This window comes from Nocardioides mangrovi (assembly GCF_020073815.1).
Classification (GTDB): Bacteria; Actinomycetota; Actinomycetes; order Propionibacteriales; family Nocardioidaceae; genus Nocardioides; species Nocardioides mangrovi.
The window spans coordinates 283,687-303,890 of sequence record NZ_JAIQZJ010000001.1; the positions used below are offsets into that span (position 1 = coordinate 283,687).

The window sequence follows — 20,204 nt, forward strand, 5'->3', positions numbered from 1 at the left end:
TGCCGCTCAGCCCGACGTGACGACGTCGAGCAGGTCAGCGCCGGTGGCGACGACGACGGCGCCGTCGGCCAGCTCCTCGGGGAGATCTGCGACCAGGTCCGCCGAGGTCACGCAGGTCGGATGTCCGATCGGCATGATCGCCCACCCGGCGCTCCGCGCGCACTCGACCACGACGTCCCAGACGTCTCGCCCGGACAGGTGGTTCGCCATCATCCCGTCGTCGTGGAGGTAGACGTCGGCCTCGCCGTCACCGTGGCGGACCAGCAGGAAGGCCCCGTCCTCCCGGACGACGTACGGCGCCAACGTCGACCGGGCCAGGTCACCGCCTGTTCCCGATGCCTCGCCGGCCGCGAAGCCCTGGAGGTGCACGTCGAACGACACTGGTCAGTCCGCCCGGCTCTCTTCGGGCGCCGGGAGGTAGGTGTCGTTGCGGAGACGGCGCATGCGCCGACGGTACGAAGCCGCAGCGCGCATGTCAGCCGAATGGCCGCCGCCCCTGGTTAGACCGGGCAGGTCAGGGGCAGGGTGGATCCATGACGACCCAGAGCGCCGAGGCCGACGTCAACGGACCGACTCCCGACCTGAAGCGGGTGATGGGGCCGAAGCTGCTCCTGCTCTTCATCGTCGGCGACATCCTCGGTGCCGGGATCTACGCCGTGACCGGCCAGATGGCCCTCGAGGTCGGCGGGATCGTGTGGGTCCCCTTCCTGGTCGCGTTCGCGGTGGCGACGCTGACGGCGCTGTCCTATCTCGAGCTGGTCACCAAGTACCCCCAGGCCGCGGGGGCCGCTCTCTACACGCACAAGGCCTTCGGCATCCACTTCGTCACCTTCCTGGTCGCCTTCGCCGTCGTCTGCTCCGGCATCACCAGTGCCTCGACGTCGGCCAACCTCCTCGCCACCAACCTGCTCGCGGGCTTCGACGTCAACGGCTGGCACGTCCCGCAGGGCAACACGGCGATCACCCTGGTCGCGATCGCGTTCATGGTGCTGCTGGCGCTGATCAACCTGCGCGGCGTCGGGGAGAGCGTGAAGTTCAACGTCGTGCTGACCGTCATCGAGATGAGCGCGCTCGTGGTCGTGATCGCGATCGGCTTCTGGGTCATCGGTCGGGGCGACGCCGACATGGGTCGTCTCGTCGTCTTCAGCTCCGACTCCGACCGCGGGGTCTTCCTGGCCGTCACCGTCGCCACCGCGATCGCGTTCTTCGCCATGGTCGGCTTCGAGGACTCGGTCAACATGGTCGAGGAGACCCAGGACCCGGTGAAGGTCTTCCCGCGGATCATGCTCACGGGTCTCGGCATCGCCGTGGTGTTCTACGTCCTGGTCGCCGTCTCGGTGATCGCGGTGATCCCCGAGGGTGAGATCGAGACCGTGGTGGGGGAGGACGGCAAGATCCTCCTGTCGGTGGTCTCCCTGGGCGCGCCGGACCTGCCCGTCGATCGGATCTTCCCGTTCCTGACGGTGGTCGCGGTGGCCAACACCGCGCTGATCAACATGCTGATGGCCAGCCGGCTGCTCTACGGCATGGCCCAGCAGGACGTGCTGCCGCGCACCCTCGGCAAGGTCTTGCCGGGCCGGCGCACGCCGTACGCCGGGATCTTCTTCTCCACGCTGCTCGCCCTCGCCCTGATCGTGCTGGTCACCTTCCTCGCCGACACGTCGGTCATCACGGCCCTGTCGGGCACGACGGCGCTGCTCCTGCTCTGCGTCTTCGCGGTGGTCAACATCGCCTGTCTGGTGCTGCGCCGCGACCACACCACCGCGGAGGGCTTCCGGGCACCGGCGTGGACCCCGCTCGTCGGCGCGGTGGCGTGCCTCTACCTGGCCGGGCCGTGGGCGCGGGACCGCGACGACTGGATCCAGTACTCCGTCGGTGGCGGGATGCTCGCCATCGGCATCGTGCTGTGGGCGCTGACCTGGATGACCAACCGTGGCGTCCGTGCCCAGAAGACCGGCTTCCGCGACATCGAGCACCTCGAGGACTAGGACCTAGCGCCGGGGCGTCCCCGTGCGCCTCGCAGGCGTGATCGCGGTGACCCCGACCGGGAACGCCCGTCCGGCCGGTCGGGTGGCCGGCAGGTCGACCCGGACGGGGAGGGCCGTGTCCGATCCGGGCAGGACCACCGCCAGCCGGGAGAGCGTGGTCAGGCGCCTCCCGCCCTGGTAGGCGGTGGCGGTGCCGACGGAGAACACGGCGCCCCGACCCGGCCGGACGGCGACGGACGTGGGGCGCGGGTCGCCGCGCTCGTAGACCCCGTGCCGCACCCGGAGCCGGTGGCCCGGTGCCCGGAGGCGGGGGTAGCCCCGCAGGGTGCAGGACGCCGGTCCGGTGTCGATCACCGCGATGTCGACGAACGGCTGCGACATCACCGAGTCGGCCGCGGTGACCTCGAGCCGGACCTGGCCGGCGGCACACGTGCGCGTCCGGGTCGCCTGCGCCCCACCCGTCCGGGGCGCCGCCGCGCAGAAGGTCATCAGGACGGCGAGCAGCAGCGCGACCGCTCCTTCTCTTCGACCCATGCGCTGCTCCTTGCCTCCCGGACCTGCCGATGGGACGGCCCGACGGCCCGGGTTGGTTGTCGACCGCCAACCCGAGGAGGGTCTGGTGGCGCCGTCTCGGCGCCGGCCGCCGAATCGGGGGAGTCGGGCGTCCCGCCGTACCCTGGACCGGTGAGCAGCACCGTCCCCGACCTCGCCGCCCTGCACGCCCTGGGCGCCGCCCAGCAGCCGACGTACCCCGACGCCGACGCCGTCGCGGCCAACGTCGCCCGGCTGCGCACCATGCCGCCGCTGGTCTTCGCGGGTGAGTGCGACGACCTCAAGGCCAAGATGGCCGCGGTGTCGCGCGGCGAGGCGTTCCTGCTCCAGGGCGGCGACTGCGCCGAGACGTTCGCGGAGGTCACGGCCGACAACGTGCGCAACAAGCTGCGCGTGCTGCTGCAGATGGCGGTCATCCTGACCTACGCCGGCTCCGTGCCGGTGGTGAAGCTCGGCCGGCTGGCCGGCCAGTACGCCAAGCCGCGCTCCTCCGACATGGAGACCCGCGACGGCGTCACGCTGCCGGCCTACCGCGGCGACGCCGTCAACGGCTTCGACTTCACCCCGGAGTCGCGGATCCCGGACCCGACCCGGCTGCTCGACGTCTACAACGCCTCCGCGGCGACGCTCAACCTGGTCCGCGCGTTCGTCACCGGTGGCTACGCCGACCTGCGCCAGGTGCACACCTGGAACACCGACTTCGTCCGCACGTCGGTCGCGGGCCAGCGCTACGAGGCCCTGGCCGGCGAGATCGACAAGGCGCTCGGCTTCATGGACGCGATCGGCGTCGACGCCGACGAGCTCAAGCGGGTCGACTTCCACTCCAGCCACGAGGCGCTGCTGCTGGAGTACGAGCACGCGATGACCCGCATCGACTCGCGCACCGAGAAGCCCTACAACGTCTCCGGCCACTTCGTCTGGATCGGTGAGCGGACCCGGCAGCTCGACGGCGCGCATGTGGAGTACTTCCGCCACATCGCCAACCCGATCGGCTGCAAGCTCGGCCCGAGCGCCTCCGCGGACGACGCGATCGCGCTGGCCGAGAAGCTCAACCCCGACAACGAGGAGGGGCGGCTCACCTTCATCACCCGCTTCGGCGCCGGCAAGATCCGCGACGGCCTGCCGCACCTGGTCGAGAAGGTCACCGCGGCCGGCATCAAGGTCGCGTGGGTGTGCGACCCGATGCACGGCAACACCTTCGAGTCGAGCACCGGCTACAAGACCCGCCGCTTCGACGACGTCATCGACGAGGTCCAGGGCTTCTTCGACGTCCATCGTGCGCTCGGCACCTGGCCCGGTGGCGTGCTCGTCGAGATGACCGGCGACGACGTCACCGAGTGCATCGGCGGCGGCGAGGAGATCGACGAGGCCGGCCTCGCGCACCGCTACGAGTCCGTCGTCGACCCGCGCCTCAACCGGGTGCAGTCCCTCGAGCTGGCGTTCCTCGTCGCGGAGATGCTCCGAGCAACGACGGCGTGAGCTCGCGAACGCCGTCGTGTCGCGAGGAGGGTTGAGCAAGCCCCGCTCGGCCGAGCCTGCGAGGACGAGCGACGGGCGGGTCGAAACACAACGGAACGCCTGACGGCGCTGGGGAGTTTGTTGGGGCGGCGGGGGGGCCTCGCGCGCCGGGCCGGGGGACCCCGCCCGGGCCCCCCCGAGCGGCGGCTTCCACCGCACCGGGACGTGGAAGGTGCGCGCCCGGACCCACGAGGGGTCCGCCACCTCGGGCTGGTCACCCGCCGTGGTAGTCAAGACCTCGTGATCGACCTCCGCTCCGACACCCTGACCAAGCCCACCGACGAGATGCGCGCCGCGATGGCGCGCGCCGAGGTCGGCGACGACGTGTACGGCGAGGACCCGACCGTCCAGCGGCTGGAGGAGCGGGTCGCCGGTCTCTTCGGCCACGAGGCGGCGCTCTTCATGCCGACCGGCTCGATGGCCAACGTGCTCGCCGTCGCCTCGCTGGTGCAGCCCGGACAGGAGGTGCTCTGCGAGGCGAGCGCCCACATCGCGCGCGCGGAGCTCGGCGCCCACGGCGCGTTCACCGGCCTGACGATGCGCACCTGGATCCACCCGCGCGGCCAGGTCGACCTGCCGACGATCCGGAGCATGTTCGCGCCCGACATGGGCCCGTTCTTCGTGCGCACGGCGGCGATCGCGGTCGAGAACACCCACAACTTCGCCGGCGGCGCGGTGCTCCCGCTCCAGGACCTCCGCGACCTGCGCGAGTTCGCCACCGGCGTCGGCGCCGGCATCCACCTCGACGGTGCCCGGATCTGGAACGCCCACGTCGCGACCGCCACCCCGCTCGCGGAGTACGGCGCGGTCGCGGACGTGCTCGCGGTCTGCCTGTCCAAGGGTCTCGGCGCGCCGGTCGGCTCGCTCATGGTCGGCTCGAGCGACGCGATCGCCGAGGCGCGGATCCGGCGCAAGCGGATGGGCGGGGGCATGCGTCAGGTGGGCATCCTCGCCGCCGCGGGCCTGCACGCCCTCGACCACCACGTCGAGCGGCTCGCGGACGACCACGACGACGCTCGCCTGCTGGCCGAGGCCTGCGGCGTCGACCCGGCGACGGTCGAGACCAACATCGTGGTGGTCCCGCGCCACGACGCCGCCGACTTCGTCGCGTCCGCCCGCGAGGCAGGGGTGCTGGTCTCGGCGGTCGGGCCGACCGCCGTACGCCTCGTCACGCACCTCGACGTCACCCGCGAGGACGCCGAGAAGGCCGCGTCGGTGCTCGCCAGCATCTAGGTCCGGCCCTAGGGTCCAGCCATGGACGCCCGCGACTCCCTGGACCACGAGGACAGCATCGGGTCGGCGAAGCCGCCCAAGCCGCCGAAGCCCCCGCGCGACCGGGAGCGGACCAGGCTCCTGCTGCTCCAGGTGATCTCCGTGGCGGCGGTCGTGGCCGCGGTCTTCAGCGGGATCACCGCCTGGGAGACGCACCGGTCCCGGGCACAGGAACGCGACCTCTACTGCGCGTTCTACCCCGATCCGGACGAGCAGTCCGACGACCAGCAGTTCGAGGGCGACATGTCCGAGGCCGTCCGGGACGCGCTCGACTGCTGAGAGTCGGCTGTGCGGAACGGCGTACGATCAGGGGTGTGACCGACGCGCTGGTGAGCACCCGACCTGCTCCCGCGCTGGTCCGCACCGCGAACGTCGTGGCCAAGCTCGGCCTCATCATGTTGCTCTGGGTCGCGCTCAGCCATCCCGATCTCGGTCACCTGCGTGGCAAGGCGGCCGTGGCCCGGGCGATCAGCTACCCCTTGATGGCCTTCCTGGTGCCGGCCGCGTGGTACCTCTTCTGGCGCGACCGCGCCTACCCGTGGCTGGCCGACCTGCTGATCACGATCCCGTGCTTCAGCGACATCCTCGGCAACCGGCTCAACCTCTACGACACGCTCCGCTCGTTCGACGACTGGATGCACTTCGGCAACCTCGCACTGCTCACCGGCGGCGTCATCCTGCTGACCCTGCCGCGCTCGGCGTCGCTCGGTGCCTGCCTCGAGCGCGCGCTGGCCTTCGGAGCGACGGCCGCGATCATCTGGGAGGTGGGGGAGTACCTCGCCTTCCTGCGCCTCTACGGCGACCGCTTCGACGCTTACGGCGACACCCTCGGCGACCTCTGCACCGGCACCGTCGGCGCGCTGGTCGGCGCGCTGGTGGTGCACCGGCTCAGCCACACGGGCCGGATCACCGATCAGCCGCTGATCAGGGACAAGTCGCTGATCGCGGTGTAGTCACGCGACGACGCGCCCTTGCCCGGCGCCGACACCGTGACCAGGCGCAGCGTGACCTTCGTGGTGGTGACGTCGACGTCCGTCGACTGCAGGTCGGTGGTGTCGCCGAGGTCCTGGTCGACGGTCGAGCCGTCGTCGAAGACCCACTGCACGCTCTGGATGCGGCGGTTGCCGTGGTACCAGTCGATCCCGTCGGTGGTCTTCGCGTAGCCGTTGACCAGCCCGACCGAGGTCAGGTGGGCCTCCTCGGGCAGGGTGACGACGACCTCCTCGCCGGAGCCGTCGCCCGCCATCCGCCACGCGGTCGACGGGTCGCCGTCGAGCATGTTGGCGGCGACGTACGTCGTCCGGTTGCCGTCGGCGTCCTGCCCGGGCGGCGCGGTCGCGGGGACGGTCACCGAGGAGTCGGCGGCGACGTCGCCCGGCTGGGTGTCGGAGCCCGCCGACGGGTTCGTCGACGGCTTGCGGGTCTTGCCGTGGTGGGGGCTGCTCGCCGGGCTGTCCGGGTCGCTCGACGTCGACGGCTCGTCGTCACTGCCCGTGAGCAGCACCAACCCGATGCCGATGACGACCAGCAGCACCGCGGCCCCCGCGAGCCACGGCCACAGCACCCGGCGCCGGTGCTGGGCGGGACCCCAGCTCTCGTAGGGGACCAGCTCGTCCTCGGGCACGTCGTCGTACGCCGCGCCCTCGTCCTCCACCTCGTCGGCGAAGAGGGGGAAGCGCGCCGGCGGCGGCGGTGTGTGCGGGGTCGGCGGCTCCGCCGGCGGGGTGGACGGGGGCGCGGACGGCGGCGCCTCCGGCGGCACGGCGGCGCGCTCGGCGGTGTCGGTGCGCCACGCACCAGCGGGCTCGACGGGCTGGCCGCAGTTGGTGCAGTAGCGGCCGACGCCGAGCTCGTGCCCGCAGCTGGAGCAGTACTTCACGGCCGTCAGACTAGGACACGGCCCCCGCTGCCACTGCCGGACGGCGGCCGACCAGGTCGGGCAGACGGCGTACGGCCTGCGCGAGGTCGCGCAGCTCGGCGCCGAGGAGTGCCTGCGGGCCGTCGCAGAGCGCGGTCTCCGGCGTCGGGTGCACGTCGACGATGACGCCGTCCGCGCCGACCGCGATCGCCGCCCGCGACAGCGGGACGACGAGGTCCTTGCGGCCCGAGGCGTGCGAGGGGTCGACGATGATCGGCAGGTGGCTGGTCGCCTGCACGACCGGCACCGCGGAGATGTCGAGGGTGTTGCGCGTCGACGGCTCGAACGTGCGGATGCCGCGCTCGCACAGGACGACGTCGAGGTTGCCGCGCTGGGCGATGTACTCGGCCGCCATCAGCCACTCCTCGATGGTCGCGGTCATGCCGCGCTTGAGCAGCACCGGCCGGCCGGCGTCGCCCACGGCCTGCAGCAGCCCGAAGTTGGCCATGTTGCGGGTGCCGACCTGGAGCATGTCGGCGTGCTCGGCCACCACGGCGACGTCGCGCGCGTCGACGACCTCGGTGACGATCGGCAGCCCGGTCGCCTCGCCGACGGCGCCGAGGATCTCGAGGCCCGCGATGCCCAGGCCCTGGAAGGCGTACGGCGAGGTGCGCGGCTTGTAGGCCCCGCCACGCAGGATCGTCGCGCCCGCGGACTTGGCCATCTGGGCGGCCTCGAGGGTCTGCTGCGGGCTCTCGACCGCGCACGGACCGGCGATGAACGTGAACGTCTCGGGCCCGATCGGCACCTGCTGACCCGGGCGCCCGACCCAGACCGTGGAGCGGTCGGGGTGGTGCTGCCGGCTGACCAGCTTGTAGGGGTCGGAGATGCGGTGGACGTCCGCGACGCCCTTGAGGGTGCGCAGGTTGAGGTGGTGGAAGGACTCGATGTCGCCGACCAGGCCGATGATGGTGCGGACGACACCCTTGGACACGAAGGCCTCGCCGCCGACGCTCTCGACCTTCTCGACGACGTGCGCGACGTCCTCGTCGGTGGCATCGGGGGACATGACGACGACCATGGGATCTCTCTTCTCTGAGGAGAGGCCACGTCCTCGGGGCCTGACACACGAAACGCCCCACGGACATGGCCGGGGGCGTTGGTTGGGTGGGGCTGCCTACGACAGGACGGCCCGCACGGGTGCACCCGGCGAGTGTCCAAAGGCATAGGTCAGCAGCACCCCGTCAGGGTAGGCGAGGGCGGGTGACGGTCGCCACGCCATTCACGATGTGGACCGCTGGTCGACGAGGACCAGTCGCAGCCACGCCGCGAGGTCGGCGACCTCCGCCTCGACGGCGTCGCGCTCCGCGGCGGTCAGCTCCACGTCGAGGTGCAGCGCGTCGACGTAGAGCGCCCCGGCGGTGCGGTCGGCGGTCGCGTCGAGCTTGCCGACGAGCCGGTCGCCCACGAGCACGGGCAGGGCGTAGTAGCCCCATCTGCGCTGGGCCGCCGGCTTGTACATCTCCAGCTGGTAGTCGAAGCCGAACAGCTCGGTCATCCGCTTGCGGTCCTGGACGAGCCGGTCGAACGGCGAGAGCAGCGCGGCGCGTCCGTCGAAGGACCCGTCGAGCGCGGCCGGGTCGACCCGCCACTGGCCCTTCGTGCCCTCGACGACCGCGGGCTCGCCGACCTCACCGACGGAGTGGGGCTCGCCAGGGGCGAGCGCGGCCTTGGCGCGGGCGATGCCGAGCGCGCGCAGCCGGCGCTCGCGGACGAGCCGGTCGGCCTCGTCGACCGGCGGCACGGGGTCGTCGGGGTAGACGCGCTCGGCGAGGTCCCACAGCTGCTCGCGGCCCCGCCGGCCGGCACCGGCGACCTCGCCGCGCGCGACCATCATCTGGAGCAGCATCCGGACGTTGCGGTCGTTGTTCCAGCCCGAGGACTGCCACGGCACCTCGCAGCTGTCGGGCAGCTCGCTCGCGGGCAGCGGTCCGTCGGCACGCAGGCGCTCGAGCAGGTCGCGTCGGCACCCGTCGTTGGCCTCGACCCACTCCTGGCGCTGGACCTGCCACGGCTTCAGCTCGCCGACGCCCGGCCAGGCCGCCATCTCGGCGCGGAAGAGCGCGACGTCCTCGGCCGGCCGCACGAAGCCCTGCAGCTCGACCAGCCGCTGCTCGTCGACGGCGTCGCGCAGCTCGCCCACGTCGTACGACGACCCGAGCCTGCTCCACAGCACCAGGTCGGCGCTCGGCGCGATCGCGCTCGTCGGCTCGGCCTGCAGCACCATCAGGTGACGCACGACCTCCAGCAGGTCGTCGGGCCGCGGCGCGGTGAGCAGCTGCGCGCGCACCGCGATCCGCCGGGCCTGCTCGCGGGTCAGCTGGTGCACGGGGTCGACCCTAGGCGGCGCCACCGACGTCAGACCGCGATGTGCGGCACCTCGCCCTCGAGGTGACGCCGCGGGGTGAGCTCGACGGTCAGCATCGCGACGAGGACGAGGACGCCGCCGAGCAGCATGCGGGTGGTGAGCGACTCGCCGCCGAGCAGCACCGCGAAGAAGGCCGCGAACACGGGCTCCATGCTCATCACGATCGCGGTGCGGGTGGCGGAGAGATGGGCCTGCGCCCAGGTCTGGCCGAGCAGCGCCAGGGCCGCCGGGAAGACCGCCATGTAGACGACCGAGAGCCAGTCCCGACCGGTCGACGGCAGCACGATGCCGTGCGGTGCGCTGGCGACCAGGCAGATCACCGCCACCATGACCACCTGGAGGATCGACATGCCGAGGGCGTCACGGGCGTTCGACCAGGCCCCGAGTCCCACGATGTGCAGCGCGTAGAGCATCGCGGCCACGAAGGTGAGCGCCTCGCCGTACCCGACCGAGAAGCCGTCGAGGGTCAGCACCGCGAGTCCGGCGAAGGCCAGGAGCACGGCCAGCCAGGTGGCGCCGGTGATCCGGTTGCGGAGCAGCACGGCGGCGAAGAGCGGTGTCGCGACGACGTACATCCCGGTGATGAAGCCGGACACGCTCGCGGGCGTGTGCGCGAGCCCGAGGGTCTGGAGGATCTGCGCGACGCCGTACACGCCGCCGAGCACGACGGCCTGCCGACGGGCCGCGGGGGAGAGCCGGACGACGGCCTTCGGTGCGACGACGAGCAGCAGCACGCCGGCGATCGAGAAGCGGACCGCCAGGAAGTCGACCGCCGGCACCCGGTCGAGCAGGTCGTGGATCAGGAAGAACGTCGAGCCCCAGCAGGCCGTGATCCCGAGCAGGACCAGGGTGGCGAGCAGCGACGTGCGCCGCTCACCCATCGCGGAGACGCTTGAGCAGCGGGATGTCGCGGTTGTCGGCACTGCGCGAGTCCGGCGTCTCGAGGATGAAGGGCACGCCCTCGGTGGCCGGGTGCGCGAAGAGCTCCGCGAAGGCCGCCTCGCCGATGTGCCCCTCGCCGATCCGCTGGTGCCGGTCCTTGAAGGCCCCGCGCACGTCCATCGAGTCGTTCGCGTGGATCAGCCGCAGCCGGCCGGGCCCGCCGATCTCGACGATCCGGTCGACGGTCGCGGTCGTGCCGCCCGGCTCGTCCAGCGGCGCGCCGGCCGCGAAGACGTGGCAGGTGTCGAGGCAGATGCCGGCCTTGGGGTGGTCGTCGAGCGCGGCGAGGTAGGGCGCGAGGTCCTCGACGCCCGCACACAGCGACCGGCCCTGCCCGGCGGTCGGCTCGAGGAGCAGCCACGGAGCGTCCTCGCCCTCGATGGCCTCGAGCAGCGGCAGCAGTCCCTCGCGGACCTGCCGCATGGCCCGCGAGTCGTCGCTGTCGCCGACGTACGAGCCCGTGTGCACGACCACGCCCTCGGCCCCGATCTCCGCGGCCCGCTTGAGGTTGTGGGCGACGGAGGCCACCGAGCTCTCGTAGGTCTTCGCCGTGGGCGAGCCGAGGTTGACCAGGTACGGCGCGTGGATGAAGGTGCGCGTGCCCCGCTCGGTCATCAGGTCGCGGAAGCGCGCGTCCTCGGCCGGCTTGCCCTCCGTCAGCGCCCAGCCGCGCGGGTTGCCCACGAAGACCTGGAAGGTCTCGCAGCCGAGCTCGTCGGCGTGTGCGACCGCCCCGTCCACGAGGCCCTTGCCGACCAGGACGTGGGTGCCGATCGGGTTGCGCATCGCGCCAACCTATCGGCGCGTCCGGGTCAGATGATCGACAGGGTGATGGTCGAGCCCCGGGGCACGCTCTGGCCGCTGCCGGGGTCCTGGGAGAAGACGAAGCCGAGGCCGAGGTAGCCGGCGGCCTTCTCGGTGGTCACGTGGAAGCCGAGCGCCTCGAGGGTCTTGGTCGCGGCGTCGACGCCCTGGGCGCGGACGTTCGGGACCTCGACGAGCGGCGGACCCTGCGAGACCACGAACGAGATGTCGTCGCCGTGGTGGAGGGTGCTGCCGCCGGTCGGGTCCTGCGAGATGACGTCGCCCTCGGCCACGTCATCGGAGTACTCCTGGGACGCGATCCTGCCGTTGAGACCGTGCTTGTCGGCCCACGCCATGGCCGCGTCGGCGTCCTTGCCGGTCCAGTCGCGGACGTTCACCGGCCGGGGGCCCTTGCTGACGACGAGGTCGACGGGCGTGTCCGGGCGCAGCGTGGTGCCGGCCTTGGGGTCGGTGCGGATGACGACGCCCTCGGCGACGTCGTCGGACCAGCGCTCGACCGACTCGCCGTAGGCGAGGTGCGTCGCGGTCAGCGCGTCCTGGGCCTGGTCGACGGTCTTGCCGGCGAGCTTCGGGACGTCGTACCGCTCCTTGCCGAGCGAGATCGTCACCGTGACGGTGCCGCCGTCGACGACCTTCGCGCCGGGCTCGGGGTCGGTGGCGACCACGCGGCCGGCGGGGACGGTCTCGGAGTAGGCCTCCTCGCCGAACGCCGCGTCGAGGCCGGCGTCGTCGAGCTTCTCGGTCGCGGCGGCCTTGGTCAGGCCGAGCACGCCGGGTGTGTTGGTGTAGCGGCCGTCGAGGAACCACCACGCGCCCACGCCGCCGCCGACGACCAGCAGCAGGAGCACGAGCAGCAGCACGAGGCCCTTGCGCGAGCGGCGGGGCGGTCGGGTGGCCGGAGGGGCGGCCGCGGGGCGCGGCAGCGTGCGCAGCGGCGTGGTGACCTCGCCCGGCGGGGGCGGGACGTAGGCCGGGACGACGTCGGACCCGAAGGGCTCCGGCGCGGTGTCGTCGGGGCCGGGCGCCTCGGCGGCCTCGAAGCGCATCCGCAGCGGCGTGAGGTCGGCGGTCAGGTCGGCGTCGTCGACGACGCCCTCGGCCAGCGCGTGGCTGACCCGGTGGACCTGGTGGAGCAGCACGCCGGCGTCGGACGGGCGCAGCTCCTTGTCGCGCGCGGTCGCTCGCGCGACCAGCGCGTCGACGTACGCCGGGATGCCGGGCACCACGCTCGACGGCGCGGGGACGTCCTCGTGGACGTGCTTGTAGGCGACCTGGATCGGCGACTCGCCCTCGTGGGGCTTGGTGCCGGTGAGCATCTCGAAGAGCAGCACGCCGGCGGCGTAGACGTCGGCGCGGGCGTCGGCGCGACCGTCGACCACGAGCTCGGGCGCGAGGTAGGAGACGGTGCCGATGAGGACGCCGCCCGTGGCGGTGTGCTGGGTGTCGGCGCTGACCGCGCGGGCCAGGCCGAAGTCGGCGACCTTGATCCGGCCGTCGTCGGCGATGAGGACGTTCTCGGGCTTCACGTCGCGGTGGATGAGCCCCGCCCGGTGGGCGGACGCGAGCGCGGACAGGATCGGCTCGAGCAGCGCCAGCGCGCGCCCCGGCGGGATCGGGCTCTCCTTGCGGATCACGTCGCGCAGCGTGTGACCGTCGATGAGCTCCATCGCCAGGAAGACGGTGCCGTCGTCGTCGCCCTGGTCGTAGACCGCGACGACGTTCGGGTGGGAGAGCCGCGCGGCGGCCCGCGCCTCGCGGACGAAGCGGGCCGCGAACTCAGCGTCGTCCCCCATCCCCGGGTGCATGATCTTGACCGCGACGGTGCGGTCGAGCCGGAGGTCGGTGGCCTCGTAGACACTGGCCATGCCGCCGCGTGCGATCCGTGACCCGACCCGGTAGCGGCCGTCGAGGAGCCGCCCGGTCATGGGGTCGCTGGCGCCGCCAGCGGCGTGCCGGTCTGGCTGCACAGCGACCCTCCTGTGTCCGGACGGGGAAGGATCCGGGACCTTCAGTGGCCCCAATCGTACGGACGCCGCCGCCTCACGCCGCGTTGGCGGGCGCCCGGCGTGGCGCGGACCACGCCGGGCGCGGTGCCAGAATGGAGCCATGGACAAGCTCGCCGACGCCGACCTGGCCGCCCTCGTCCCGGACTGGAACGACTGGGCCGAGACCGCCCGTCAGCTGGGGGTCAGCGTGAGCCGGGTCCGGACGATGATCCGCGAGCACCAGCTCGCGGCCGCCGTACCGTCCCCTGGCGCGGGGCAGCAGGTGCCCGCGGGGTTCGTGCAGGACGGCGTGGTCGTCAAGGGTCTGCCCGGGCTGCTGACGCTGCTGCACGACGCCGGGTACGACGACCGCGAGTGCATCGCCTGGATCTTCACCGACGACGACCTGCCGGGCCGCCCGATCGACGCGCTGCGGGAGAACCGCGGCTCGGAGGTCAAGCGCCGCGCGCAGGCGATGCTGTAGCGCTCAGACCACGCGCTGCGTCGCCGACGCGGCGAGGCCGCGGAGCACCGCGGTGGCGTGCGGGTCGAGCTGCGCCTTCTCCAGCGCCTGGACGGCGTGGGTCGCCAGCTCCTCGATGACCGCCTCGACCTGGGCGTGGGCGCCCGACCCGTCGATGATCCGGCGCAGCTCGCCCACCTCGGCCTCGCCCAGCGGTCGGCCGAGGGAGCGGTCGAGGAGCGCGGCGTCGGTGGGGGACGCAGCGTCGAGCGCGAGCGCGACGAGCACCGTGCGCTTGCCCTCGACCAGGTCGTCGCCGGCGGGCTTGCCGGTGGTGGCCGGGTCGCCGAAGACGCCGAGGAGGTCGTCGCGCAGCTGGAAGGCCTCACCGAGCGGCAGCCCGAAGGCGCTCAGCGCCTGCATCGTCCCCTCGCTGGCGCCGGCCAGGGCCGCGCCGATGTGGAGCGGCCGCTCGATGGAGTACTTCGCGGACTTGTAGCGCAGCACGGTCATCGCGGCGTCGACGTCGGCACGGCCGCGGGCCTGGACCGACACGTCGAGGAACTGCCCGGCGATCACCTCCGAGCGGCACCGGTCGAAGACCTCGAGCGCCGGGGCGACCTCGGCGATCGGCAGCCCGCACCGGCGCAGCAGCTCGTCGGACCAGCTGAGCAGCAGGTCGCCCAGCAGGATCGCCGCGGCGGCGCCGTACTGCTCCGGGTCGCCGCGCCAGCCGGTGCCGCGGTGCTCGCCCTCGAACGCCCGGTGCGTGGCCGGCCGGCCACGCCGGGTGTCGGAGGCGTCCATGAAGTCGTCGTGGACCAGCGCGCTCGCGTGCAGGAGCTCCAGCGAGGCGCAGGCCCGGACCAGGGCGGACTCGTCGGCGACGTCGGGGCGGACGGCGCGGTAGCCCCACGAGCAGAACGCCGCGCGGAAGCGCTTGCCGCCGCGGACCGCCGTCCGTGCCTCCGCGACGAGGCGGGTGGCGTCGGGACCGAGCGGCGCCAGCAGCGCCTCCTGGCCGTCGACGAAGGCGTCGAGTGCGGACTGCACCTGCTCGCGGAAGCCGGCGCTGTCCCAGGTCTCGCTCACGGGCCGAGGGTAGCCATCCGCGTTCGTGGACAGGACACGGGGCCGGACCCGGCCGAACCTAGACTGTTGCGCATGGCGAACCACGAGCAGCGGCGGATCGGGGACCTCATCCGGTCCGGCGAGCGCTCGTTCTCCTTCGAGTTCTTCCCGCCCAAGGACGCGGCGGGCGAGCAGCAGCTCTGGCAGGCGATCAGCGACCTCGAGCCCTACCGGCCCACGTTCGTCTCGGTGACGTACGGCGCCGGCGGCTCGACCCGCGACACCACGGTGCGGGTGACCGGGCGGATCGCGCGCGAGACCTCGATGACCGCGATGGCCCACCTCACCTGCGTCGGCCACACCCAGGGCGAGCTCGACCGCATCCTCGACGCCTACGCCGAGGCCGGGATCGGCAACGTGATGGTGCTGCGCGGCGACCCGGAGGAGGGCCCGCGCGCGCCGTGGACGCCGACCACCGGCGGCTTCACGTACGCGCAGGAGCTGGTCGAGCTGGTCGCCGGTCGCGGCGACTTCAGCATCGGCGTCGCCGCCTTCCCCGAGGGTCACCCGTCGGCGGACTCCCTCGACCGCGACGCGGACGTGCTGGTGGCGAAGGCACGCGCGGGGGCGGAGTTCGCGGTCACCCAGATGTTCTTCCGCGCCGAGGACTACTTCGCGCTGGTGGAGCGGGTGCGGGCCCGCGGCGTCGAGCTGCCGATCCTCCCGGGGATCATGCCGATCCTGAACCTCGGCAACATCCGCCGCCAGAGCGAGCTCATCGGCACCGACGTGCCGGACGAGGTGGTCCGCCGGATCAGCGCCCACGAGGGCGACCCGGTCGCGATGCGCGCCGAGGGGATCCGCCTCGCGGCCGAGCTCTGCGACGAGCTGCTCGACGGTGGTGCGCCCGGCCTGCACTTCTACACGCTCAACCGCTCGAAGGCGACGCGCGAGATCTTCGCGGCGCTCAACCTGTCGGTGTGAGCTCGGCCGCCACCAGCGCGGCGGAGAGACCCACGAAGGGCAGCCCCGCGCCCGGGGTGGCGTGGGCGCCCGCGGCGTACACGCCCGGGACGGGAGTCCGCGGACCGAGCCGCTGACGGGTGGTCGCCCGGCCCTGCCAGAGCACGCCCATCGGCGATCCGCCCCAGATCTCGACCTGCTCGCGCGGGCTGCGGTCGACCCGCGTCACCACCTGTGCGCGGACGTCGATCCGGTGCCGGGCGAGCGCGCGGAGGATGTCCTCGGAGAGTCGGCCGCGGCCGTGCACGGTGAGGGTCCAGTGGCCGTCGGGCGCGGTGCCGCCGGTGCGGACGACCAGCATCGGGTCGCCGTGGAGGACGAGCTCGTGGGGCAGGTCGAGCGGCTCGCCCTCGAGGCCGACGTGCGTGACGACCGGTGGGATCGCCGGCATCGTGCGCACGACGTACGGCGCGAGGGTGGGCAGCCGGCGGGGGTCGATCGCGCAGACGACCGTGTCGGCGTCGAGCTCGCCGGCGGTGGTCGCGACGGCGACGACCCGCCCCTCGCGCAGCACCAGGTCGTGCGCCTCGGTGCCGGTCAGCACCGTGACCCCGCGGGTGGTCAGCCGGGCGATGAGCGCGTCGCCGATCGCGGCGAGGCCGCCGTCGACGGTCCAGGCGCCGAAGCGCTGCTCGACGTACGCCGTCACGCCGAGCCAGGCGGGGACGTTGCGCGGCTCGTGGCCCTCGGCGACCAGCGGGTGGGCGGCGACCAGGCGCAGCCGCTCGTCCTTGAACGTCTTCCGGAGCCGCTTGTAGAGCGTCTCGCGGCTCTCGAGCAGCGCGGCCAGGTCGCGGGGGAGGTCGTCGGGGCGCCAGGGGTTCTCCAGGTAGCCGCGGCGCAGCACCTCCCAGTCGTCGGCGTAGGACGCGAGGTGGTCGACCCACCGCTGCCCGAGGCCGGGGCCGAGCTCCTCGAACGCCGCGAGCTGGCCGGCCCGGCCGACGGGCACCGCGACCGAGGAGCCGTCGTCGAAGCGGTGCTCGCGGACCACGTCGAGCGGCACCAGGTCGAGCTCGCGCTCGAGCGGGCGGCCGGACTTGCGGAAGAGGTCGCGGACCACCGCGGGGAGCAGGGTGTACGACGGACCGGCGTCCCACGTGAAGCCGTCCTCGCTCACCCGCGAGAGCGCGCCGCCGAGCTCGGGGGAGCGCTCGACCAGGGTGACGTCGTGCCCGAGCTTGGCGAGACGGACCGCCGCGGCGATGCCGCCGAAGCCCCCGCCGACCACGACCACCCGGGACATCCCCGACACCGCGCTACTCGACGTCGGTCTCGGTGCCGCCGGTCATGGCGGCGAGCTCGTCGTACGTCGTGGAGTAGACGGCGGCCGGGTGACCGGCGGCCGCCCAGACGACCTCGTGGCGGCGCAGCCAGGGGTCGAGGTAGGTCGGGACCGGGGCTGGGTGGGCGATGGGGGAGACCCCGCCGATCACCTGGCCGGTGTGGGTGCGCACGAAGTCCGGCGTGGCACGGCGCAGGCTCGGCACGCCGATCGCCGCGGCGACCTTGGCGGTGTCGACCCGGTGGGCGCCCGAGGTGAGGATGAGGACCGGCGCGCCGTCGGCGTCGAAGAGCAGGCTGTTGGCGATCGCCCCGACCTCGCAGCCCAGCGCCTCGGCCGCGAGTGCGGCCGTGTGGACGGAGTCGGGCAGGATGACGACGTCCCCGGTGCCCCCGAGTCGCGCGTGCTCCTCCCGGAAGCGGGTGATCGACGGATGCTCGGTGCTCATGGCCCGAGACCCTAGGGTGTCCGTGGTCGTCGGGACGACCGGGATACGACGATCGGGCACGAGTGCCACCCGAGCAGTGCGACCGAGCAGGAGGCGTGGATGAGTGAGCAGCGGCCGGGATCGGTGGTGGCGGCGATCTGGTTGCTGGGCGCGGTGATCGTGGTCTACGGCCTCGCGTCGGTGCTCACCGCCGTCTTCGACGACGAGCTCGTGGACGCCTGGTCCGCCGGCCGCCCGGACAGCGACTCGGTCGAGCCGCCGTCGTTCGTCGCGGTCGCCGTGGTGATGTTCATCGTCGTGGCCTCGCTCCTCGTCGTGCTGATGCGCTTCTTCCACGTCGGCCTGCCGTGGGCGCGGGTGCTGCTGACCGGCCTGGTCGCGATCCTCGCGATCGGCACGCTCGCCCTCCTCGTGACCGGCCCGCCGGCGCTCTTCGTCGTGGCCCTGGCCATCGGGCTGGTGCTCGACCTGGCCTCCCTGGCGATGCTCTGGCGCCGCGACACGACGGCGTTCCTCGCCGGCACCTCCTGACCGGTCCCTCTTGACCTGAGGCCGCGGGGCGGGTGTACGGTGGGGTTGTTCGAACATTTGTTCGAACAACCGGCGGGGACGACCTCGACCCCCGTCCCCGCCGGCGAGCAACGCCGGGGGTCGCCGTCCCAGGGGTCGAGGAAGAGGCGAGCCGATGAACCCGTACGCGCTGCCCGCGACCACCCACTCCTACCTCGCCCGCGCGGCCGAGTCGCTCAGCGAGGCGATGGGCGCCGGCGAGGTGACCGTCCGCTACGCCTGCGCCCATGTCGCCGCGCTGCGGGCGGCCGCGGCGCTGCTGGCCGCCCGCGCCCAGCCGGCGACCGCGCGCGGCCGCCGCCAGAAGAACGCCTGGGTGCTGCTCGCCGAGGTCGCGCCCGAGCTGGAGGAGTGGGCGCTCTTCTTCGCCGGCGGAGCGGCCAAGCGGGCCGCCGCCGAGGCGGGCTCGACCCGCGCGGTGTCCGAGCGCGAGGCCGACGACCTGGTTCGCGACGCCGACCGGTTCCTCGCCGTCGTCGAGCGCACCCTGGGGCTGGTGCCGCACGCGCCGGCCGCCGATCGGACCCTGGCGGTGCGCGCCGGCTGAGCGGCGCCCGACGTCGCCCCCTAGGCTGGCCCCATGGCCCCTGAGCGTCCCAGCGAACGCCCCAGTGAGCGCCGCAGCGCCGCCCGCACGTCCGTCGTCTGGGACGCCCTGCGGCCCGCCGTCGAGGGTGCGACCGACGTCCTCGACATCGGCGGCGGCACCGGAGGCTTCGCGGTCCGGGTCGCCGAGCTCGGCGCTCGGGTGACCGTCGTCGACCCGAGCCCCGACGCGCTGGCCGCCCTCGGCCGGCGCGCCCGTGAGCTCGACGTGGCCGTCGAGGGGCTGCAGGGCGACCTGTCCACGCTGCTGGAGGTCGTCGAGCCGGAGAGTGCCGACGTGGTGCTCTGCCACGGGGTGCTCGAGGTGGTCGACGACGCGGCCGCAGCGCTCACGACCCTCCGCACCGTGCTCCGGCCCGGCGGGGTGCTCAGCCTGCTGGTTGCCCAGCGGCACGCCGCGGTGGTCGCTCGCGCGATGGCCGGTCACTTCGGGCAGGCGCACGCACTCCTGGATGCGGCCCCGGGCACGCGGGACGGCCGGTCCGGGGTGCGGTTCACCGCCGACGAGCTCACCGACCTGGTCTCCGGGGCGGGGTTCGAGACGACCGCGATGCACGGCGTACGCGTCTTCGCGGACCTGGTGCCCGGCTCGCTCCTCGATCTCGAGCCCGGCTCGACCGGGGCCCTGGTCGAGCTCGAGCGGGCCGTCGCGAGCCGGCCGGAGTACTTCCCGCTCGCGGCCCAGCTGCACTTCCTGGCCCGCTGATCCGACCTCGAGGTGTGGGCGGGCGGGCGTCCGGGCACGGTTGGATCACTAATTTCACCATCCCGCCTACCGAGATGCCCGTGCCCTGCCTAAACTGGCGGGAGCCGGACGTTTCATCCGGCGCCGGATCCGTGGGGAGGTAGGAGTGCCACTCTCTGAAGAGGAGCTCCGACTGCTCGAGCAGATGGAGCGGGCCCTCGTGGAGGAGGACCCCAAGCTCGCGTCGACGTTGCGCGGGACCTCGTTCCGTCGTGCGGCGCGTCGTCGCGCCGTCATCGCCGGTGTCTGCTTCGTGATCGGTGTCGTGGTCCTGATGACCGGCGCCGTCGCCCGGATCACCGTCGTCGGCATCATCGGCTTCGTGGTCATGCTCGGCTCGGCGACCGTCGCGCTCGCCGCGATCCGCGGCCAGCACGGCCATGGCGCGGCCGCCCCCGATCCCCGCACGGCCGGCCACCCCAGCCAGGGCGGCTTCACCGTCATCGACGGCGGCCGCCGCTCGCGCCGCCCCCGCCGTACCGCCTCCCACGGCTCCTTCATGGAGCGGATGGAGGAGCGCTGGCGTCGCCGCCGCGAAGGCGGCGGGTGGTAGCCCACCGCCGCATCCACTGACGACCCGTCCGAGCACCTCGGGCGGGTCTTCTGCTGTCCTGCGCCTGCGGGG

The 20,204-nt window shown here is 73.2% G+C and carries 22 protein-coding genes; 11 read left to right on the top strand and 11 right to left on the bottom strand.

The genetic code is table 11. From position 1 onward, the window contains the following. Positions 1-6: 6 nt before the first annotated feature. Positions 7-381 (bottom strand): hypothetical protein, encoded by a 375-nt coding sequence (locus K8U61_RS01300; RefSeq protein WP_224121152.1) that lies wholly within the window; start codon positions 379-381, stop codon positions 7-9. A 152-nt stretch (positions 382-533) separates the two neighbouring features. Here K8U61_RS01300 and K8U61_RS01305 point away from each other — a divergent pair, with 152 nt between their 5' ends. Further along, entirely contained in the window at positions 534-1,988 is a 1,455-nt protein-coding gene (locus K8U61_RS01305; RefSeq protein WP_224121153.1) for an APC family permease, read from the top strand. A 3-nt stretch (positions 1,989-1,991) separates the two neighbouring features. Here K8U61_RS01305 and K8U61_RS01310 read toward each other — a convergent pair whose 3' ends face one another. Continuing rightward, a complete protein-coding gene (locus K8U61_RS01310) occupies positions 1,992-2,522 on the bottom strand; it encodes a DUF4232 domain-containing protein (RefSeq protein ID WP_224121154.1) in 531 nt (176 codons plus the stop codon). 150 nt (positions 2,523-2,672) lie between these two features. Here K8U61_RS01310 and K8U61_RS01315 point away from each other — a divergent pair, with 150 nt between their 5' ends. The 4 genes from K8U61_RS01315 (at position 2,673) to K8U61_RS01330 (ending at position 6,283) form a co-directional block, all read left to right on the top strand. Beyond that, positions 2,673-4,019 (top strand): class II 3-deoxy-7-phosphoheptulonate synthase, encoded by a 1,347-nt coding sequence (locus K8U61_RS01315; protein WP_224121155.1) that lies wholly within the window; start codon positions 2,673-2,675, stop codon positions 4,017-4,019. 279 nt (positions 4,020-4,298) lie between these two features. Next, positions 4,299-5,291: a threonine aldolase family protein gene (locus tag K8U61_RS01320; RefSeq protein WP_224121156.1), complete on the top strand. Its 993-nt coding sequence runs from the start codon at positions 4,299-4,301 to the stop codon at positions 5,289-5,291. A gap of 21 nt (positions 5,292-5,312) precedes the next feature. After that, positions 5,313-5,609: a hypothetical protein gene (locus K8U61_RS01325; protein WP_224121157.1), complete on the top strand. Its 297-nt coding sequence runs from the start codon at positions 5,313-5,315 to the stop codon at positions 5,607-5,609. Between the two features lie 35 nt (positions 5,610-5,644). Next, the gene (locus tag K8U61_RS01330; protein WP_224121158.1) at positions 5,645-6,283 is read left to right on the top strand and encodes a DUF2238 domain-containing protein; all 639 of its coding nucleotides are present in this window, start codon (positions 5,645-5,647) and stop codon (positions 6,281-6,283) included. On the opposite strand, the gene K8U61_RS01335 is transcribed toward K8U61_RS01330, so the two are convergent. From K8U61_RS01335 to pknB, 6 genes are all read right to left on the bottom strand, one after another. Then, positions 6,244-7,209, bottom strand: coding sequence for a discoidin domain-containing protein (locus K8U61_RS01335; protein WP_224121159.1), 966 nt, complete (start codon positions 7,207-7,209; stop codon positions 6,244-6,246). The genes K8U61_RS01330 and K8U61_RS01335 overlap by 40 nt on opposite strands. Positions 7,210-7,219: 10 nt before the next feature. Further along, positions 7,220-8,257, bottom strand: a complete 1,038-nt coding sequence (aroF, locus tag K8U61_RS01340; protein WP_263426475.1) for a 3-deoxy-7-phosphoheptulonate synthase — start codon at positions 8,255-8,257, stop codon at positions 7,220-7,222. Positions 8,258-8,470: 213 nt separating this feature from the next. Continuing rightward, the gene (locus K8U61_RS01345; protein ID WP_224121161.1) at positions 8,471-9,577 is read right to left on the bottom strand and encodes a DNA glycosylase AlkZ-like family protein; all 1,107 of its coding nucleotides are present in this window, start codon (positions 9,575-9,577) and stop codon (positions 8,471-8,473) included. Positions 9,578-9,606: 29 nt separating this feature from the next. Next, on the bottom strand, positions 9,607-10,497 hold the full coding sequence (locus K8U61_RS01350; protein ID WP_224121162.1) for a DMT family transporter: 891 nt from the start codon (positions 10,495-10,497) through the stop codon (positions 9,607-9,609). Continuing rightward, positions 10,490-11,344, bottom strand: coding sequence for a deoxyribonuclease IV (locus K8U61_RS01355; RefSeq protein WP_224121163.1), 855 nt, complete (start codon positions 11,342-11,344; stop codon positions 10,490-10,492). Before K8U61_RS01355 ends, K8U61_RS01350 begins: the two co-directional genes overlap by 8 nt. A 26-nt stretch (positions 11,345-11,370) precedes the next feature. Beyond that, positions 11,371-13,350 (bottom strand): Stk1 family PASTA domain-containing Ser/Thr kinase, encoded by a 1,980-nt coding sequence (pknB, locus tag K8U61_RS01360; protein ID WP_224121164.1) that lies wholly within the window; start codon positions 13,348-13,350, stop codon positions 11,371-11,373. A 139-nt stretch (positions 13,351-13,489) separates the two neighbouring features. On the opposite strand from pknB, the gene K8U61_RS01365 reads away from it, so the two are divergent. Then, positions 13,490-13,852: an Rv2175c family DNA-binding protein gene (locus K8U61_RS01365; RefSeq protein WP_224121165.1), complete on the top strand. Its 363-nt coding sequence runs from the start codon at positions 13,490-13,492 to the stop codon at positions 13,850-13,852. Between the two features lie 3 nt (positions 13,853-13,855). Here K8U61_RS01365 and K8U61_RS01370 read toward each other — a convergent pair whose 3' ends face one another. After that, entirely contained in the window at positions 13,856-14,923 is a 1,068-nt protein-coding gene (locus K8U61_RS01370) for a polyprenyl synthetase family protein (RefSeq protein ID WP_224121166.1), read from the bottom strand. Positions 14,924-14,995: 72 nt separating this feature from the next. On the opposite strand from K8U61_RS01370, the gene metF reads away from it, so the two are divergent. Continuing rightward, positions 14,996-15,886 carry a methylenetetrahydrofolate reductase [NAD(P)H] gene (gene metF, locus K8U61_RS01375; RefSeq protein WP_224121167.1) on the top strand — a complete coding sequence of 297 codons (891 nt, stop codon included), beginning with the start codon at positions 14,996-14,998 and terminating at the stop codon, positions 15,884-15,886. On the opposite strand, the gene K8U61_RS01380 is transcribed toward metF, so the two are convergent. Continuing rightward, positions 15,870-17,171, bottom strand: coding sequence for a phytoene desaturase family protein (locus tag K8U61_RS01380; RefSeq protein WP_224121912.1), 1,302 nt, complete (start codon positions 17,169-17,171; stop codon positions 15,870-15,872). The genes metF and K8U61_RS01380 overlap by 17 nt on opposite strands. Before the next feature lie 13 nt (positions 17,172-17,184). Next, positions 17,185-17,658, bottom strand: coding sequence for a YbaK/EbsC family protein (locus K8U61_RS01385; RefSeq protein ID WP_224121168.1), 474 nt, complete (start codon positions 17,656-17,658; stop codon positions 17,185-17,187). Between the two features lie 99 nt (positions 17,659-17,757). Here K8U61_RS01385 and K8U61_RS01390 point away from each other — a divergent pair, with 99 nt between their 5' ends. The 4 genes from K8U61_RS01390 to K8U61_RS01405 all read left to right on the top strand — a co-directional run bounded on the left by K8U61_RS01390 (position 17,758) and on the right by K8U61_RS01405 (position 20,132). After that, positions 17,758-18,189, top strand: a complete 432-nt coding sequence (locus K8U61_RS01390; RefSeq protein WP_224121169.1) for a hypothetical protein — start codon at positions 17,758-17,760, stop codon at positions 18,187-18,189. A gap of 154 nt (positions 18,190-18,343) precedes the next feature. Further along, positions 18,344-18,775, top strand: coding sequence for an SAV_6107 family HEPN domain-containing protein (locus tag K8U61_RS01395; RefSeq protein ID WP_224121170.1), 432 nt, complete (start codon positions 18,344-18,346; stop codon positions 18,773-18,775). Between the two features lie 33 nt (positions 18,776-18,808). Next, on the top strand, positions 18,809-19,540 hold the full coding sequence (locus tag K8U61_RS01400; RefSeq protein ID WP_224121171.1) for a methyltransferase domain-containing protein: 732 nt from the start codon (positions 18,809-18,811) through the stop codon (positions 19,538-19,540). A gap of 145 nt (positions 19,541-19,685) precedes the next feature. Next, positions 19,686-20,132 (top strand): SCO2097 family morphological protein, encoded by a 447-nt coding sequence (locus K8U61_RS01405; protein ID WP_224121172.1) that lies wholly within the window; start codon positions 19,686-19,688, stop codon positions 20,130-20,132. Positions 20,133-20,204: the final 72 nt, after the last annotated feature.